Origin of the sequence: Actinomadura rubrisoli (assembly GCF_004349215.1) — a bacterium.
GTDB classification, from domain to species: domain Bacteria; phylum Actinomycetota; class Actinomycetes; order Streptosporangiales; family Streptosporangiaceae; genus Spirillospora; species Spirillospora rubrisoli.
Window position 1 is genome coordinate 64453 of sequence record NZ_SMKU01000006.1, and the last position, 15458, is coordinate 79910.

A 15458-nucleotide genomic window follows, 5' to 3' on the forward strand; every position below is an offset into this window, starting at 1 on the left:
AGGTGATCGTAGTGGCTGAATGCCGCATACAAGTGGGTTTAGCGGCGTTTCGCGGCTTTTACGGTAATCCGGTCAGCTGTTCGGGGCGGTGCAGGGGACGTTGGCGAAGGCGCCGCCGGTCACCGCGTTGTCGCAGCGGACGGTCGCCAGGGAGCGCGCGGGATCGTCGATCTTGAAGCCGAGGCCGCCGTCGCCGGGCCGCCCGGCGAGGTCGACGGTGTTGGCGGTGAAGTCCGCGCGCAGGCCCCAGTCGCCGGAGCCCTGCTTGCGGTGCGTCTGCCACCCGTCGGCCGGGCTGCCGGTGCAGGTGTTGCCCGAGATCACCCAGTCGTTGCCCTTGACGTCGCCGCAGCTGTCGCCGCCGTCCTCGGTGAGCGCCCCGGCGTCGAGGGAGTTGCCGGAGACGAGCCCGCCGGTGGTGCCCTCCTTGACGTCGACGGGCTCGGCGGTGGTGGCGTAGATCATGTTGCCCGCCACGGTGTTGCCGTCGCTGCGGTCCGGCAGGCCGCCGGTGTAGACGGGCCAGTTGACGTTCGCGGACCCGATGTAGACGCCCTCGCCCCACGCGTCGTGCGCGAGGCCGGTGTCGTGGACCCGGTTGCCGGTGATGAGGGAGTTCGTCGTGTTCCTGCGCAGGTGGACGCCCTCGTCCCCCACGTCGTGGATGTGCAGGCGCTCCAGGGTGACATGCTCGGCGGAGTCGACCACGACGCCCTTCTTCGCCTGCGCCACCGTGAAGCCGTACGGGTGCCACCAGGAGGCGCCGTCCAGGTGCAGCCCGTACGCGCCGTCGTAGCCGTCGTTGGTCAGGACCGCGCCGGGGCCGCCGCACAGCCAGATCGGAGCGGTGGGCGTGCCCGGGGCGGTCGCGGTCCAGTCCCCGTTGTAGGTGCCGTCCGCGATCTCGATGACGTCGCCGGGCCGCGCGTCCGCGAGCGCCGTGGCGAGCCGGGCCGGGGTCGCGGCGGTGACGGTCGGCGCCGGGCAGCCCGCGTCGGTGGCCGCCGAGGCGGCGCCGGGGACGGCCGCGGCGGCCGCGGCGGTCACCGCCGCCGCGCACAGATGGATGAGCATGGTCCTCCCGGGCGGCGGTCAGGTGCGGTCGCCCGCACGGCGGCTGACGGCCTTCCGGAGGCGGCGGGAGGCGGCGACGATGCCCGCCGAGCCGACGACGAAGACCGCCGCCAGGACGATCCACAGGTGGGGCGGGTGCGCGGCGGAGACGACGAAGCCCACCGACGCCAGCAGGAGGAACAGCACGAAGATCCCGCCCAGCGACCGGCGCCACAGCGGGACGCGCAGCTGGTCTGGATCGGTCGAAACGGGCATCGAACCACCTCTCTCTGACTTCGGCTCAGGCACCCGGCTGGGTCTTGGCGATGGTGACGAAGCGTTTGGGCTTTCCCGTCAGCACGCTGCCGATGATGACGAACGCCGGTATCACGGCGGTGGGAACGCATAACAGCATCGCCACGACGACCTGGAGGGCGCGGAAGGCGTTGAAGCGGGCGTCCGGTCGCTTCCCGGCGGGACGGGCGAAGCGCCTTCTGTTGGCATCGCCCCCGGAATTGATCCATCCCATCAGGCCGTAGGAGGCGAACCAGGCGACCAGCGACGTCCAGAAGACGGCGTGCACCTGCGGAGGGACCTTGGTGATTCCCAGGGCCACGCAAAGGGCTCCCGCCCCGGACGCGAAGACCGAGACGAGGCCCATCGCGTACTTGGCGGCCTTGGGGACCGCCACCGACAGCGGCAGGATGTCGCGTCGCCGGATGGCGGTGAAGTTGCCCCACGTCCAGCGCTTGCGCTGCCTCCAGGCGTCCTTGAAGCCCCACGGCGAGACGAGCTGGATGTGCTCGTGGAAATAGCCCCAGCTGAATCCGGCGTAGGCGGCGTTCGTCCCGAAGACCAGGTCGTCGGACGCGACGATCGGGTGGTCCCATGTGATCTTGTCCTCGACCAGCCCGGTGACGCACAGCCCCTCGCCGTGGACGAAGAGGGGCTTTCCAGTGATGCCCTGGGTGCAGCTGCAATAGATCAGGCAGTTCCGGGTGCGGATGTTGTCGAGATGCGAGAGCAGGAAATGCTTCCACGGGCGGGAGGCATAGTGCCGGTTCACCACCGTCACGCCCTGGCACAGGTCGTAGTCACCGGCGTAGGCGGCGCAGATGTACGCCTTGGTGGGCAGGGTGTCGTCGTCGATGAGGAGTATTTTCGTGTCATAGGAGTTCAGCCCGCACGCGGCCCGTTCGAGGCGGGCGAATTCCAGCGCCCTGGCCTTGTCGATGGCCTTGCACGTGAAGTCCTCGGGCACCGTGATGACGCGGTCCGCGAGGGGATAGCGATCGTCGTGCCCGGGTTCCAGGACGACCCAGATCTCATGCGGGGCGGCGAGGGCGTAGCCGCGGATGGCGGCGATGGTCTCGCGCACCAGGTCCGGCTCCCGTCCCACCGTGGTGATCTGGATGACCAGGTGCCGGAACTTGTCCGGCGCCATCTCGTAGCACTGGCGCGCGTACAGGTGGCCGACGCCCATCAGGTAGAACTCGACGAGCGGGATCAGGAAGAACGGCAGGCACGCCCACTGGAGGTAGTGCGTCCACCCCGGGGCCCCCATCAGCGGCCCCCGAGCCGGACGTTGACCGTCCTCGCGGCCGTCACCAGGGACGCGTCGATGCCGAGCCGTTCCATCTCGATGAGCCACGCGGCGGTGTCCTTCGGCAGGCAGGCACCGGCGTAGGGCCCGCGGCAGGCGGTCCCGTAGCGCGGGTCCCGCAGGCCCTCGGCGGTGGCCGCCGTGATCCTGAAGACCTTCTCGGCATCGGAGATGCCCAGCCGCGCGGCGACGTCCCGCATCTCGTTGAAGAACGAGATCTTCACCGCGTTGAAAAGGTTGTGCACGTATTTCTGGAACTCCGCCGCCTCGACCCCCACGAACTCCATGGGGCGGCCGAACGAGCGGTAGAGGTCGCGGAGGATCCCGGCGGTGCGGCCGTCGTCCCCGGCCACGGCGACGGTCACCAGCGGCGGGTCGAGAAAGTCCTCCAGGGCCGTCTCCGCCCGCAGGTATTCGGGGCTGTAGGCGACGCCGAAATCGGTTCCCGCCCTCGCGCCCGCGGCCGTTTCGAGGACGCCGACCAGCCTTCGCGTCGTCCCCGGCGGCATGGTGGACCGGTAGACGATCACGGGGAACGTGTCCGGCGCCGTGTGCGCCAGGGCCGCGCCGAGGGTCCGGGACGCCTCCAGCACGCCCGTGAGATCGATGCCGTTCTCGCAGGTCGGGGTGGACACCGTCACGAACACCGCGTCCGTGCCGGCCAGATCGGCCTCGCCCGGCCCGGTGGCCGTGAAGCCGAGCGCGCCCACCCGGCGGCGGGCCTCGGCATCGATATCAACAAAGGCGACCTTGTGGTCATGCCGGTCGAACCCGCGGCCGGTGGCCGTGCCCACCACGCCCGCCCCGACCACCAGGATGTTCGCCACGGTTCTCCCCCGGTCCGTGAACGGCGACGATTCGGCACTCTACAAGATCACCATTCTTGCGACGATCAGCGGCCCCCTGAGGGGCGGCGGGAACAAGACAATACAAATGCCAATATTTAGCAATTAGGGCCGACGGCCGCGGGCGCGGCGGCGAGCACCCCGTCCGCCCGTCCGGTCCGGCCTTGTCAGCGTCTGCCCTTCCTTCCGGCCCTTCCCATGTGATCGCATTGGCCAGGGCGAGCGGAGCCGGTCGTCTATCTTGGACTACCGGCCGCGCCGCGTCCGTCCCGTCCCAGCGCGGCGGGAGGCGCGGGGACGGTGCCGAGGGCGGGGAGGCCAAGGGACTCCATGCGAAGGGCAGGGGTGTGACACAGCGACGACCGCGGCTCTCAGCGGAGGAGCCGGCCGGCGGCGGTCCGGCGGGCGACGTCCCGGGCGACGTCACGACCGCCGTCGAACGGGTGCTGAGCACCGCCGCGCTGCTGTGGAGCCGCGCCGACCAGGGCTTGGAGCCCGCGGTGTCGCCGATCCAGCTGCGCGCCGTGGAGGCGATCTCGCGCTTCGGGCGGCTGAACCTCGGCGGGCTCGCCGAGGAGCTCGGGGCGATCCCGTCCTCGACGAGCCGGCTGTGCGACCGGCTGGAGGCCGCCGGCCTGATCGTGCGCGAGAGCGCCCAGGCGGACCGGCGGGAGATCATCGTCCGGCTCAGCGACCAGGGCGAGCGGCTCCAGGCCGAGCTGACGCGGCGGCGGCGCGCGGCCGTGGGCGAGGTGCTGGCGCTGATGTCCCCCGCGTCCCGGGGACGGCTGATCGACGCGCTCACCGAATTCGGGATGGCGTGCGAGCGGCGGCAGCCGGGGCCGTCGAGCGCGGTGGATTTCCGGTCCGCCTGAGCGTTTTCACCGGGCCATACCGGTTTCTCCCGGTCCGGCGGAGGCCGAGGAAAGGCGGGCTCCCACGCTCGATATCAAGTATTTGCCATAGGGCAAACTCTTTGACAGTCTTCCCCTGCGGTCCTCCGTCCGAAGCGGGACGGACCTGCTGGGGAAGCACGACGCCCGCGGGCGGGCGGCCGGTCAAGTTCAACGAGATGGGGTCGCAATGAGCACGCACGGCCGCCCGGCCATGGTCGAACGGGCGCTGCGCGCCGCGCCCGCGTACTCGGTCCCCGAGACGCTGGCCGCCACACTCGGACGCGCGTACCCGCGGGTGGCCTCGGTCCGGGTGCTGGTGAACGACTACCACTCGCGGTTCCTGCTGCCGGTCGAGCCGCTCAAGGCGGTCGCGGCCCCCGGCGCGGACGTCGGGGTGAAGCCGCCCGTCGACCCGGCCGACGATCCGGCCCTGGAGCCGATCAGGATCCAGGGTTCCACCGCGGGCCGGGCCTTCGTGTCCCGGCGCCGCGTCCTGGACCCTCCCCCCGGCGACGGCGGGCAGGACGACGGACCGGTCACCGCCTTCGTGCCGGTCGTCTCGCGGGGCGAGCGGCTCGGCATCCTGGAGTTGGTCTCGGGCGGCGCGTGGGACGACGCGGTGCTGGACGAACTGGAGGAGATCGGCGAGGTCGTGGGCACGGCCCTGAAGGTCGCCTGGAACCACACCGACCGCTACGAGCGGGCCCGGCGGCGGCAGCGCCTGACGCTGGCCGCCGAGCTCCAGTGGCAGCTGCTCCCGGGGCACGCCTGCGCGGGCGACGGGTTCAGCCTCGCCGGGCACCTGGAACCGGCGTACTCGATCGGCGGCGACAACTTCGACTGGTCCGCCGAGCACGACCACCTCGCCCTGACCGTCACCAACGGCTCGGGGACCGGCATCCAGGCGGCCCTGCTGACGTCCCTGACGGTCGGCGCGCTGCGCAACGCCCGCCGGTCGGGCGCCGACCTGGGCGAGCAGGCGAGCCTGGCCAACGACATGGTCCACGTCCGCTACGGCGGCCGGGAGTTCACCGAGACGCTCGTCATGCGCATCGACCTCGCGAGCGGGCTCGTCCACGTGATCGACGCCGGCTCCCCGCGGATCCTGCGGATGCGCGGCGCCGAGGTCACCGGCATCCCGCTGGAGCAGCAGCTCCCGCTCGGCATGTTCCCCGACACCGAGTACCGCCCGCAGCGGTTCCGGCTCGAACCCGGCGACCGGCTGGTCATCGTCAGCGACGGCGTCTTCTCCGCGCGGTCCACCCGCGGCGAGTTCGGGACGAAGGCGCTGGAGCAGGCCACCCGGCGCAGCCGCCTCCAGGACTCGTCCGAGGTGCCCCTCACCGTCATCGACGAGCTGATCGAGCACCACGAGGGAGCCGACCTCGCCGACGACGCCGTGGTCGTCTGCTTCGACTGGAGCGGGTCCTAGGGAGTGATCGCCGAGGTCATGGCCCCGATCCGGCGCGCGGGGCCTCGACCCCATGTGCTGAACCGGTTTGCTCGGGTAAGGGCGGAATCGCCGATCGGCTTAGATCCCAGAGGAAAGGGAGAGTCTGGTGGCGTTCAACCCTCTCGAACACCGCGGCATCCCGCTCGACGACCAGCTCCGCGACTGGAGCCCGCCCGGCGTCCCCGTCGACCCGGACGACCTGGACCCCTACACGCGCTGCCGCATCATCACGTTGAACGGCATCGAGGTCGAGGCGGTGATGTTCAGCCACCACCTCGCGGGCACCTGCCCCGACGCGAAGGTCCAGGAGCGGCTCAGGCACGTCCGCCACATCGAGCAGCGGCAACAGAAGACCCTAAATTGGCTGCTGCCCGGCCAGGCTTCGGTGCTGGAGACGACCATCGCCTACGAGCAGGTCGCCGTCGACCTCACCGGATGGGTCGCCCGGATGGAACCCGACCCGCGCCTCAAGCGGGCCTATGAGTTCGGATTGCTGGAGGACTTCGACCACCTGTACCGGTACGCCGACCTCTACGAGGCGATCGAGCACCGCGGGGCCGAGCGGATCGTCGACCAGGTGACCGAGGTGACGCCGGGCCGCCTCGACCATCTGTGCCGCGGCACGGCCGGCACCGCCCGCCGCCGGTGGGAGCGCGAGGCGACCGTGCCGCTGTCCCGGCTGCACGCACTGACGATCATGTCGGCCGAGCGGCAGACGATGAACTTCTACATGAACGTCGGTCCCATGTACATGGAGCCGATCGCGCGGCAGCTCTACCAGGAGATCGGCCTGGTGGAGGTGGAGCACGTCACCCATTACGAGTCCCTGGTCGACCCGGGCGAGACGTGGTGGGAGCGCCTGGTCCACCACGAGTACAACGAGTGCTACCTGTACTACGCGTTCATGCAGACCGAGAGCGATCCGCGTGTAAAGGCGATCTGGGAAACGCATCTCGGCATGGAGTTGGAGCACCTGCGGCTGGCCTGCGACCTGATGCGCCGCCACGACGGCCGCGACCCCGAGAGCGTCCTGCCGTCCGCGCTCCCCGAGCCGGTCGCCTTCGAGCCCAACAAACGGCTCGTGCGCGAGCTGCTCGCCACCCAGATCGACTACACCACCCTGGGCACCGGCCACGTCCACGAGGCCCACCGGCGCTTCGAGAAGATGCAGCAGAAGGCCAACGCCGAGCACCCGGCCCGGCCGGTGGGCGCCTCCAGGGGGTGGTCCGGCAGGCAGTGACCTCCCGGTCACCTGGTGGGCGGGGCCTGTTCCCCCATGCTCGGCTGAACGTCCCGCGGGACGTTTTGCGGGACGGGATGCGGGTAGTACGTCGCCGCCAACGGGAGTGTCCAGGGGGAAGGCGGTGGCATGGGCGTTCGCGACTGGATCGGATCATGGCCCGTCTACCGCCAGGCCACCGGTGACGACCCGCTGGGCCGCGGAGCGGCCGCCAAGAGCGCGGGCACCGCGCGGCTGACCGCGAGGGTGAGCACCGCCGACCAGGTCGTCAAGTCCGTCTGCCCGTATTGCGCGGTCGGCTGCGGGCAGGACGTGTACGTCCAGGACGGGCGGGTCACCCAGATCGAGGGCGACCCGGACTCCCCGGTGAGCCGGGGGCGGTTGTGCCCGAAGGGCTCGGCGAGCCTTCAGCTGACCACCGGGTCGGCCCGCGAGTACGGGGTGCTCTACCGGCGCCCGCACGGGACGGACTGGGAGCGGCTCGACCTCGACACCGCCATGCGGATGATCGCCGACCGGGTGATCGCGGCCCGGCGGCACGGCTGGCAGTGGGAGCACGACGGCAAGCGGGTGCGGCGCACGCTCGGCATCGCGAGCCTGGGCGGCGCCACGCTCGACAACGAGGAGAACTACCTGATCAAGAAGCTGTTCACCGCGCTCGGGGCGGTGCAGATCGAGAATCAGGCCCGCGTTTGACACTCCTCCACCGTTCCCGGTCTGGGAACCTCGTTCGGACGCGGCGGCGCGACCACCTTCCAGCAGGACCTGCAGAACGCCGACTGCATCGTCGTGCAGGGCTCGAACATGGCCGAGTGCCATCCGGTCGGGTTCCAATGGGTGATGGAGGCGAAGGCGCGCGGGGCGAAGCTCGTCCACGTCGACCCGAGGTTCACGCGGACGAGCGCGCTCGCGGACGCGCACGTCCCGCTGCGCGCGGGCAGTGACATCGCGTTCCTCGGCGGGATCATCAACCATGTCCTGGAGAAGGAGAAGTACTTCCGCGACTACGTGCTGTCCTACACGAACGCGTCGGTGATCCTCGACGAGGACTTCCGCGACACCGAGGACCTGGACGGCGTGTTCTCCGGCCTGAACCCCGAGACGCGGAGCTACGACCCGCGCAGCTGGCGGTACGCGGGGCTGGAGGTCCAGGCGGCCGCCGGGGAGCGGGACGAGGAGTACGAGGACCGCGTCGAGTCCGTCTCGGAGACCGGGCGCGGGGAGGCGCACGGGTCCGGCGGCGCCGCGCTCGGCGAGGGCGACCCGCAGCGGGACCCGACGCTGGAGCACCCGCGGTGCGTGTTCCAGGTGCTCAAGCGGCACTACGCCCGCTACACGCCGGAGATGGTGGAGCGGATCTGCGGGGTGCCGCAGGACCGGTTCCTTGAGGTGTGCGAGCTGATCACCGAGAACTCCGGACGCGACCGCACCACCGCGTTCGCCTACGCGGTCGGCTGGACGCAGCACACGGTCGGCGTCCAGTACATCCGGGGCGCGGCGATCCTGCAGAGCCTGCTCGGCAACATCGGGCGCCCCGGCGGCGGCATCCTGGCGCTGCGCGGGCACGCGTCCATCCAGGGCTCGACCGACATCCCGACGCTGTTCAACCTGCTGCCAGGCTACATCCCGATGCCGCACGCGCACGCCAAGGAGGGCCTGGACGCGTTCGTCCAGGCGGAGGCGGCGCGCAAGGGATTCTGGGGCAACATGCGCTCCTACCTCGTCAGCCTGCTGAAGGCGTACTGGGGCGACGCGGCGACCGAGGACAACGAGTTCTGCTTCGATTACCTCCCCCGGCTCACCGGCTCGCACAGCACCTACGAGACGGCGATGGCGCAGATCGACGGGACATGCAAGGGCTACTTCCTGATGGGCGAGAACCCGGCGGTCGGGTCGGCCAACGCCAAGATCCAGCGGCTCGGGATGGCGAACCTGGACTGGCTGGTCGTCCGTGACTTCTCGCTGATCGAGTCCGCGACGTGGTGGAAGGACGGGCCGGAGGTCGAGACCGGCGAGATGCGCACCGAGGACATCGGCACCGAGGTGTTCTTCCTGCCCGCCGCCGCCCACACCGAGAAGGACGGCAGTTTCACCAACACCCAGCGGATGCTCCAGTGGCACCACCAGGCCGTGGAGCCCGCCGGGGACGCCCGCAGCGACCTGTGGTTCATGTACCACCTGGGCCGCATCATCAAGGAGCGGCTGGCCGAGTCGGACGACGAGATGGACCGTCCGGTGCGCGAGCTGACCTGGGACTACCCGACCAAGGGGCGCCTGGACGAGCCCGACGCGGAGGCCGTGCTGGCCGAGATCAACGGACGCGGCCCGGACGGCGCGCCGATCTCCGCCTACACTGAGCTGAAGCCGGACGGGTCCACCTCGTGCGGCTGCTGGATCTACGCCGGGGTGTACGCGGACGGCGTCAACCAGCCGGCCCGCCGCAAGCCGGGCACCGAGCAGGACTGGATCGCGGCCGAGTGGGGCTGGGCGTGGCCCGCGAACCGGCGGATCCTCTACAACCGCGCCTCCGCCGACCCGGAGGGCAGGCCGTGGAGCGAGCGGAAGGCCCTCGTGTGGTGGGACGCCGAGAACGGGAAGTGGACGGGGCACGACGTCCCCGACTTCGTCCCGGACAAGGCGCCCGACTACGAGCCGCCCAGAGGCGCCGAGGGCCCTGACGCGCTGGCGGGCAACGACCCGTTCATCATGCAGGCGGACGGCAAGGCGTGGCTGTACGTCCCCACGGGCCTGATGGACGGGCCGCTCCCGGCGCACTACGAGCCGCAGGAGTCGCCGTTCACGAACCCGCTGTACGGGCAGCAGCGCAACCCCGTCCGGCACCTGCTGCCGCCGCACCCGGACAACCGGTACGAGCCGAGCGGCGACGCGCCGGGCGCGGGTGTGTTCCCCTTCGTGGCGACGACGTACCGGCTGACCGAGCACCACACGGCGGGCGGCATGTCACGGTGGCAGCCGTACCTGGCCGAGTTGCAGCCCGAGTTCTTCTGCGAGGTGTCGCCCGAGCTGGCGGCCCTGCGGGGCCTGGAGCACTCCGGCTGGGCGACGATCGTCAGCGCGCGGGGCGTCGTCGAGGCCCGCGTCATGGTCACCGAGCGCATGGCGCCCCTCGTCGTGGACGGCAGGCCGCTGCACCAGATCGGCCTGCCCTACCACTGGGGCCCGAACGGCTACGCCCGGGGCGACGCTGCGAACGAGCTGCTGCACATGGCGCTCGACCCGAACACCCACATCCAGGAGGCCAAGGCGCTGGACTGCGACATCCGCCCCGGCCGCCGCCCCCGGGGGCCCGCCGCCCTGGCGCTCGTCCGCGGGTACCGGGAGCGGGCAGGGATCTCCGACGAGACGGGCATGGACGTTTGACGGGCATGGACGTCTGACGCGCGGCGTCCGAGGCGCGCGGCGTCAGCGGACGAGGAGGGTGTGCTCCCCGGCGGGGACGAGCTCGCCGATGACGGGGGCGCCCGGGATCTCACCGGCGACCAGCAGGCCGCCCGAGGTCTGCGCGTCGGCCAGGAGCAGCCGCGTCTCCTCGTCCGCCGAGCCGAAGTCGGTGTGCGGGGCGACCCACTCCAAGTTGCGGCGGGTGCCGCCGCTGACGAAGCCGTCCCGCACGGCCTGCCGCGCGCCGTCCAGATACGGGACGGCGGCGGCGTCGACCACCGCGCCGACGCCGGACGCGCGGGCCAGCTTGTAAAGGTGCCCGAGCAGGCCGAAGCCCGTCACGTCGGTGGCGCAGACGGCGCCCGCGTCGAGCGCGGCGGCGGAGGCGTCCCGGTTGAGCGCGGCCATCACCTCGACCGCGTGCCCGAACACCTCCCCGGTCGCCTTGTGCCGGTTGTTCAGGACGCCGAGGCCGAGCGGCTTCGTCAGCGACAGCGGCATGCCCGGCCGGCCGGTGTCGTTGCGGAGCAGCAGGTCCGGATCCGCGACGCCGGTCACGGCCATCCCGTACTTGGGCTCCGGGTCGTCCACGCTGTGGCCGCCGCCGACGTGGCAGCCCGCCTGCGCGGCGACGTCCAGGCCGCCGCGCAGCACCTCCCTCGCCAGCTCGAACGGCAGGACGTCGCGCGGCCAGGCCAGCAGGTTCACCGCGACCAGCGGGCGGCCGCCGACCGCGTACACGTCCGACAGGGCGTTCGCGGCGGCGATGCGGCCCCAGTCGTACGGGTCGTCCACGACGGGGGTGAAGAAGTCGGCGGTGGCGACGACGGCCGTACCGTGCGCGGGGCCGGTGAGCCGGACCACGGCCGCGTCGTCGCCGGTGTCGAGGCCGATCAGCAGCTCGTTGGGCGAGCCGGGCGCATCGGGGCCGGGGACGAGGCCCGCGACGACCTCCTCCAGCTCCCCGGGCGGGATCTTGCAGGCGCATCCCCCGCCGTGCGCGTACTGGGTCAGCCGCTGTCCCTGGATCGTCGTCATGATGTCCCTTCGGTGTGCACGCGGCAGCGCCGCCGGAGGTCGTCCACCCTTACGGTGTACCCGCGGGCGTCGAGGTGCTCCAGCAGGGGGACGGCGACGCGACGAGTGGTGCCCAGCGCGCGGCGAGCGTCGCTCAGGGTGAACGTGCCGCCGAGCCCGGCGAGGACGTCGGCCGCGCGGGCGTCGTCGCCCGGCAGCAGGACGATCTCCCCGGGCAGCCGCAGGAGCGCACCGGCCGCCGCGGCGGCGGCGAGCAGCTTCGGCGTCAGGCCCAGCTCGGCCAGCCGTCCCGCCTCGGGGGCGCGGAAGGGCGCCTCGGCCAGCTCGCGCCGGACGGCGTCGACCGCCGCCTGGACGGGCGGGGGCAGCGCCGGTGCCGTGGCGCTCCCGTACAGCCTGCCGTCGCGGCGCCGCAGCCCGGACGCCAGCGCCTCCACCAGGGCACGGTCCGGCAGGCCGAGCGCGCGGCGGGCCGCTTCGGCGGGCAGCCCGGGGTCGGTCGGGTGGCGCGCGGCGTGCTCCTCGACGATCGCGGCGAGCCGGTCGCGCAGCCCGGCCCAGTGGCCCGGGTCGGCGAGCCAGTCCCCGGCCACCGGCGCGGACGGGACGGGCACGCCCATCGCGACCAGGTCGGCCCGCCGGACCAGGCCGCGGCGGCGCAGTTCGTCCGCGCCGTCCGGACGGCCGGTCATCGCGGCCAGCTCGCGGGCCCGCGCCACCGCCGCGCCCCGCCGGGCGAACCGCTCCGGGCGGACGTCCAGCACGGTGACCCCGGCCGGGATGTGGTGCCGCCCGGGGTCGCGCAGCAGCGCGACGTCGCCGACGCGCAGGGGCAGCGCCCGCGTCAGCGACAGCCGCGCCGTGTCGTCGCCGAGCGGCCGGACGTGCACCGGCACGGCGGCCGTGCCCGCGTGCAGCATCAGCCGCTTCGGCAGGTCGCGCGCCGGGTCGCCGCGCAGCCGGACGTCGATCACGTCGGCGGCGAGCCAGCGGCCCGGGGCCAGCATCGCCTCGCCCCGCCGGATCTCCCCGGAGCCGCCGTGCAGGTTGACGGCGACGCGGGCGACCGCCCCGGCCTCGTCCCGGTCCCGCTTGAGGCTCTGCAGCCCCCGCACCCGGACGGGATCGCCGCCCGCGGCCGGTTCCAGCCGGTCGCCGACCTTGATCGTCCCCGCGCCGAGCGTGCCGGTGACGACGGTGCCGCGCCCCTGGACGGTGAACACCCGGTCCACCCAGAGCCGCACGTCGGCGTCCAGGTCGGGCGGCGGCAGCGCACCGGCCAGCCGTTCCAGCGCGGCGCGCAGACCGTCCATGCCCTGCCCGGTGGCGCCGCTGACCGTCACCGCGTCGACCGCGCCGAGCGAGGTGCCCGCGATGCGGGCCAGCGCGTCGTCCCTGACGCGGGCGGCGGCTTCGGCGCCCGCGAGGTCGGCGCGCGACACCACCAGCAGCGCGTGCCGGACGCCGAGCGCGTCCAGCACCGCCAGATGCTCCTGCGACTGCCGCTGCCAGCCCTGGTCGGCCGCGACCACGAACATGACGGCGGGCACGGGCCCCACCCCGGCCAGCATGGTGCCGACGAGCCGCTCGTGCCCGGGGACGTCCACGAACGCGATCGGCTCGGCGCCGGCGTTGGCGCCGGCGTCGGCGTCGGCGTCGGCGTCGGCGTCGGCGTCGGTCCAGGCGAAGCCCAGCTCGATCGTCAGCCCGCGGCGCCGCTCCTCCTCCAGCCGGTCGGGCTCCATCCCCGTCAGGGCCCGGACGAGGGTGGACTTGCCGTGGTCCACGTGCCCGGCGGTGGCGACGACGTGCATCAGCGTCCCCCCGCCGCGCGCACCGCCCCGGCGATGACGGCGTCCTGCCCGTCCGGGACGGCCCGCAGGTCGAGCAGGCACCGCCCGTCCTCGATCCGGCCCATCACCGCGGGGGCGCCCAGCCGCAGCCGCGCCGCGTACGGCTCGGGCAGCGACACGGCCGCGCTGGGCAGGACGACGCCCGGCGCGCCGCCTCCCCCGACCGCGGCGTCGCTGGCGACCGCCCGCGCGTCCACGCCGTCCTCCCGCAGGCGGGCGGCGAGGAGCTCCGCGCGCTCGCGCAGGACCGCGACGTCGGCGTGCAGGGCGTCACCGGTCGGGGTGCGCGGCCCCCGCACGGTCGCCTCCAGCGCGGCGAGCGTCATCTTGTCGACGCGCAGCGCGCGCGCCAGCGGGTGCCGGGCGAGCGACCGCACCAGTTCCTCCCGCCCGAGGACGATCCCGCACTGCGGGCCGCCGAGGAGCTTGTCGCCGCTGGCCGTGACGAGGTCGGCGCCCGCCGCGAGGCTCGTCGCCGCGTCCGGCTCGTCCGGCAGCAGCGGCTCGGGGGCGAGCAGACCGGAGCCGATGTCGACGACGACCGGCACGCCCAGCCCGGCGCCCGCCAGCTCGTCGACGCCCGCCTGCCGCGTGAAGCCCGTCATCACGAAGTTGGACGGGTGGACCTTGAGCACGAAGGCCGTCTGCGGCCCGATCGCGGCCGCGTAGTCGCCGGGCGTGGTCCGGTTGGTGGTGCCGACCTCGCGGAGCCGCGCGCCGGTCGCGGCCAGCAGCTCGGGGATGCGGAACCCGTCCCCGATCTCCACCAGCTCGCCCCGGCTGACGACGATCTCCCACCCGGCGGCGAGGGCGGTCGCGGCCAGCACGAGCGCCGCCGCGCCGTTGTTGACCACGTGCGCCGCCTCCGCGTCCGGCACCCGCTCCAGCAGGGCCGCCAGCACCGACCGCCCGCGCCGCGCGCGGGCGCCCGACTCCAGGTCCAGCTCGACGTCGGTCGCGCCCGAGGCCACCCGCACGGCCTCGCGCGCGGCGGCGGACAGCGGCGCCCGCCCGAGGTTGGTGTGCAGCAGCACGCCGGTCGCGTTGACCACGGGCCGCAGCCCGGACGCGGTGTCCGGCAGCGCCCCGACCGCCGCGTCGGCCACCGCGCCGGGCGGGATCTCACCCGCCCGCGCCCGCCCCTGCGCCGCGACGACCGCCGCCTTCACCAGGCCGCGCCCGAGCCGTCCCGCCGCCTCGGCCAGGCGCGGGTCGGCCATCAGCACGTCCGTCCGGGCGATCCGCCGCCGCGCGTCCTCCTGCTCCATCGGCGACCTCCGATGTCCTCGACCAACGCCAGCATGGCACGCGCGGCCCCGCCGTCCGGGGACGGCCCGCGGGGCTTGCGGGATCCGGCTAGCCCTTGTTATGCATGAGTCATGCATGACCGGCTGGCGAACCTGCTCGGCGCCGCGTCCCTAGCGGTGACGGACCTCGTCCTGGCCGGCGCGACCCGGGCCGCGGGGACGAACCCCAACGCGGCCACCGCGCTGGTCGTCCTGTCGGCCGCCCCGGACCTCGGCATCACCGAGCTGGGCCGCCGCGTGGGCCTGACGCAGTCCGCGGCGGCGCGGATGGTGGACGGCCTGGAGGCCGCGTCCCTCGCCGAACGCCGTCCGGGCGGCGGCCGCACCGTCCGCGTCCGCCTGACGCCGCGGGGCGAGGAGACGGTAAGGCGAATGCTCACCGCCCGCGACGCACCACTGACCGACGCCCTCAGCGCCCTGGACGAAGCCGAGCGCGACACGCTCACCGACCTCCTCGCCAAGCTCCTGGCCCGCCTGTACGAGGAGATCCAGGACGCGGACCTCATGTGCCGCCTGTGCGACCGGCACTGCTGCACGACCGGCGCCGTCTGCCCCGTAGGCCAGGCCGAACGCGACGCACAAGCCCGCGATGCGGCAGAGGCGGGTGGTGCCGCGTGATGGGGGCGTGGCTGGCGTTGGGGTCGGCGGTGGCTTACGGGGTCGCCGACGTTGCGGGCGGGTTGCTGTCACGGCGGGCGGATTTCGGGGCGGTCGCACTGCTCGGCCATGTCTCTTATACACACCTCACGCTGCCGACGATAAGGCCCG

General features: G+C 73.1%; 12 protein-coding genes. 5 read left to right on the forward strand and 7 right to left on the reverse strand.

Going from position 1 to position 15458, the window contains the following annotated elements:
* Positions 1-72 precede the first annotated feature (72 nt).
* The 4 genes from E1298_RS03180 to E1298_RS03195 are packed head-to-tail and all read right to left on the reverse strand — an operon-like array spanning position 73 to position 3483.
* Positions 73-1074 carry a right-handed parallel beta-helix repeat-containing protein gene (locus E1298_RS03180; protein ID WP_131889209.1) on the reverse strand — a complete coding sequence of 334 codons (1002 nt, stop codon included), beginning with the start codon at positions 1072-1074 and terminating at the stop codon, positions 73-75.
* An 18-nt stretch (positions 1075-1092) separates the two neighbouring features.
* Complete coding sequence (locus E1298_RS03185; protein WP_131889210.1) at positions 1093-1329, reverse strand: hypothetical protein; 237 nt, start codon at positions 1327-1329, stop codon at positions 1093-1095.
* Between the two features lie 25 nt (positions 1330-1354).
* On the reverse strand, positions 1355-2617 hold the full coding sequence (locus tag E1298_RS03190; RefSeq protein WP_131889211.1) for a glycosyltransferase family 2 protein: 1263 nt from the start codon (positions 2615-2617) through the stop codon (positions 1355-1357).
* Positions 2617-3483: a Rossmann-fold NAD(P)-binding domain-containing protein gene (locus E1298_RS03195; protein ID WP_131889212.1), complete on the reverse strand. Its 867-nt coding sequence runs from the start codon at positions 3481-3483 to the stop codon at positions 2617-2619. Before E1298_RS03195 ends, E1298_RS03190 begins: the two co-directional genes overlap by 1 nt.
* A gap of 365 nt (positions 3484-3848) precedes the next feature.
* On the opposite strand from E1298_RS03195, the gene E1298_RS03200 reads away from it, so the two are divergent.
* The 4 genes from E1298_RS03200 to fdh all read left to right on the forward strand — a co-directional run bounded on the left by E1298_RS03200 (position 3849) and on the right by fdh (position 10471).
* The gene (locus tag E1298_RS03200) at positions 3849-4376 is read left to right on the forward strand and encodes a MarR family winged helix-turn-helix transcriptional regulator (RefSeq protein WP_165975270.1); all 528 of its coding nucleotides are present in this window, start codon (positions 3849-3851) and stop codon (positions 4374-4376) included.
* A 208-nt stretch (positions 4377-4584) separates the two neighbouring features.
* Positions 4585-5829 (forward strand): PP2C family protein-serine/threonine phosphatase, encoded by a 1245-nt coding sequence (locus tag E1298_RS03205; protein WP_131889214.1) that lies wholly within the window; start codon positions 4585-4587, stop codon positions 5827-5829.
* Positions 5830-5956: 127 nt separating this feature from the next.
* Complete coding sequence (locus E1298_RS03210; RefSeq protein ID WP_131889215.1) at positions 5957-7090, forward strand: hypothetical protein; 1134 nt, start codon at positions 5957-5959, stop codon at positions 7088-7090.
* Positions 7091-7219: 129 nt separating this feature from the next.
* Positions 7220-10471, forward strand: a complete 3252-nt coding sequence (gene fdh, locus E1298_RS03220) for a formate dehydrogenase (protein WP_207944410.1) — start codon at positions 7220-7222, stop codon at positions 10469-10471.
* Positions 10472-10513: 42 nt separating this feature from the next.
* Here the strand turns inward: fdh and selD are convergent, their stop codons facing one another.
* Genes selD through selA form a run of 3 tightly spaced genes read right to left on the reverse strand, consistent with a single transcriptional unit; the run spans position 10514 to position 14651 of the window.
* Positions 10514-11530 (reverse strand): selenide, water dikinase SelD, encoded by a 1017-nt coding sequence (gene selD, locus E1298_RS03225; RefSeq protein WP_131889218.1) that lies wholly within the window; start codon positions 11528-11530, stop codon positions 10514-10516.
* A complete protein-coding gene (locus E1298_RS03230; RefSeq protein ID WP_131889219.1) occupies positions 11527-13344 on the reverse strand; it encodes a selenocysteine-specific translation elongation factor in 1818 nt (605 codons plus the stop codon). Before E1298_RS03230 ends, selD begins: the two co-directional genes overlap by 4 nt.
* Positions 13344-14651, reverse strand: a complete 1308-nt coding sequence (gene selA / locus E1298_RS03235; protein ID WP_131889220.1) for an L-seryl-tRNA(Sec) selenium transferase — start codon at positions 14649-14651, stop codon at positions 13344-13346. The genes E1298_RS03230 and selA overlap by 1 nt, the downstream gene beginning before the upstream one ends.
* 111 nt (positions 14652-14762) lie before the next feature.
* On the opposite strand from selA, the gene E1298_RS03240 reads away from it, so the two are divergent.
* Positions 14763-15308, forward strand: a complete 546-nt coding sequence (locus tag E1298_RS03240) for a MarR family winged helix-turn-helix transcriptional regulator (RefSeq protein ID WP_131889221.1) — start codon at positions 14763-14765, stop codon at positions 15306-15308.
* The last annotated feature ends 150 nt before the right edge of the window (positions 15309-15458 follow it).

Bases quoted from the DNA above. Each gene is read 5' to 3' on its own strand.
- E1298_RS03180 (WP_131889209.1), bottom strand. From the start codon at position 1,074: ATGCTCATCCATCTGTGCGCGGCGGCGGTGACCGCCGCGGCCGCCGCG.
- E1298_RS03185 (WP_131889210.1), bottom strand. From the start codon at position 1,329: ATGCCCGTTTCGACCGATCCAGACCAGCTGCGCGTCCCGCTGTGGCGC.
- E1298_RS03190 (WP_131889211.1), bottom strand. From the start codon at position 2,617: ATGGGGGCCCCGGGGTGGACGCACTACCTCCAGTGGGCGTGCCTGCCG.
- E1298_RS03205 (WP_131889214.1), top strand. From the start codon at position 4,585: ATGAGCACGCACGGCCGCCCGGCCATGGTCGAACGGGCGCTGCGCGCC.
- selD (WP_131889218.1), bottom strand. From the start codon at position 11,530: ATGACGACGATCCAGGGACAGCGGCTGACCCAGTACGCGCACGGCGGG.
- E1298_RS03230 (WP_131889219.1), bottom strand. From the start codon at position 13,344: ATGCACGTCGTCGCCACCGCCGGGCACGTGGACCACGGCAAGTCCACC.
- selA (WP_131889220.1), bottom strand. From the start codon at position 14,651: ATGGAGCAGGAGGACGCGCGGCGGCGGATCGCCCGGACGGACGTGCTG.
- E1298_RS03240 (WP_131889221.1), top strand. From the start codon at position 14,763: ATGCATGACCGGCTGGCGAACCTGCTCGGCGCCGCGTCCCTAGCGGTG.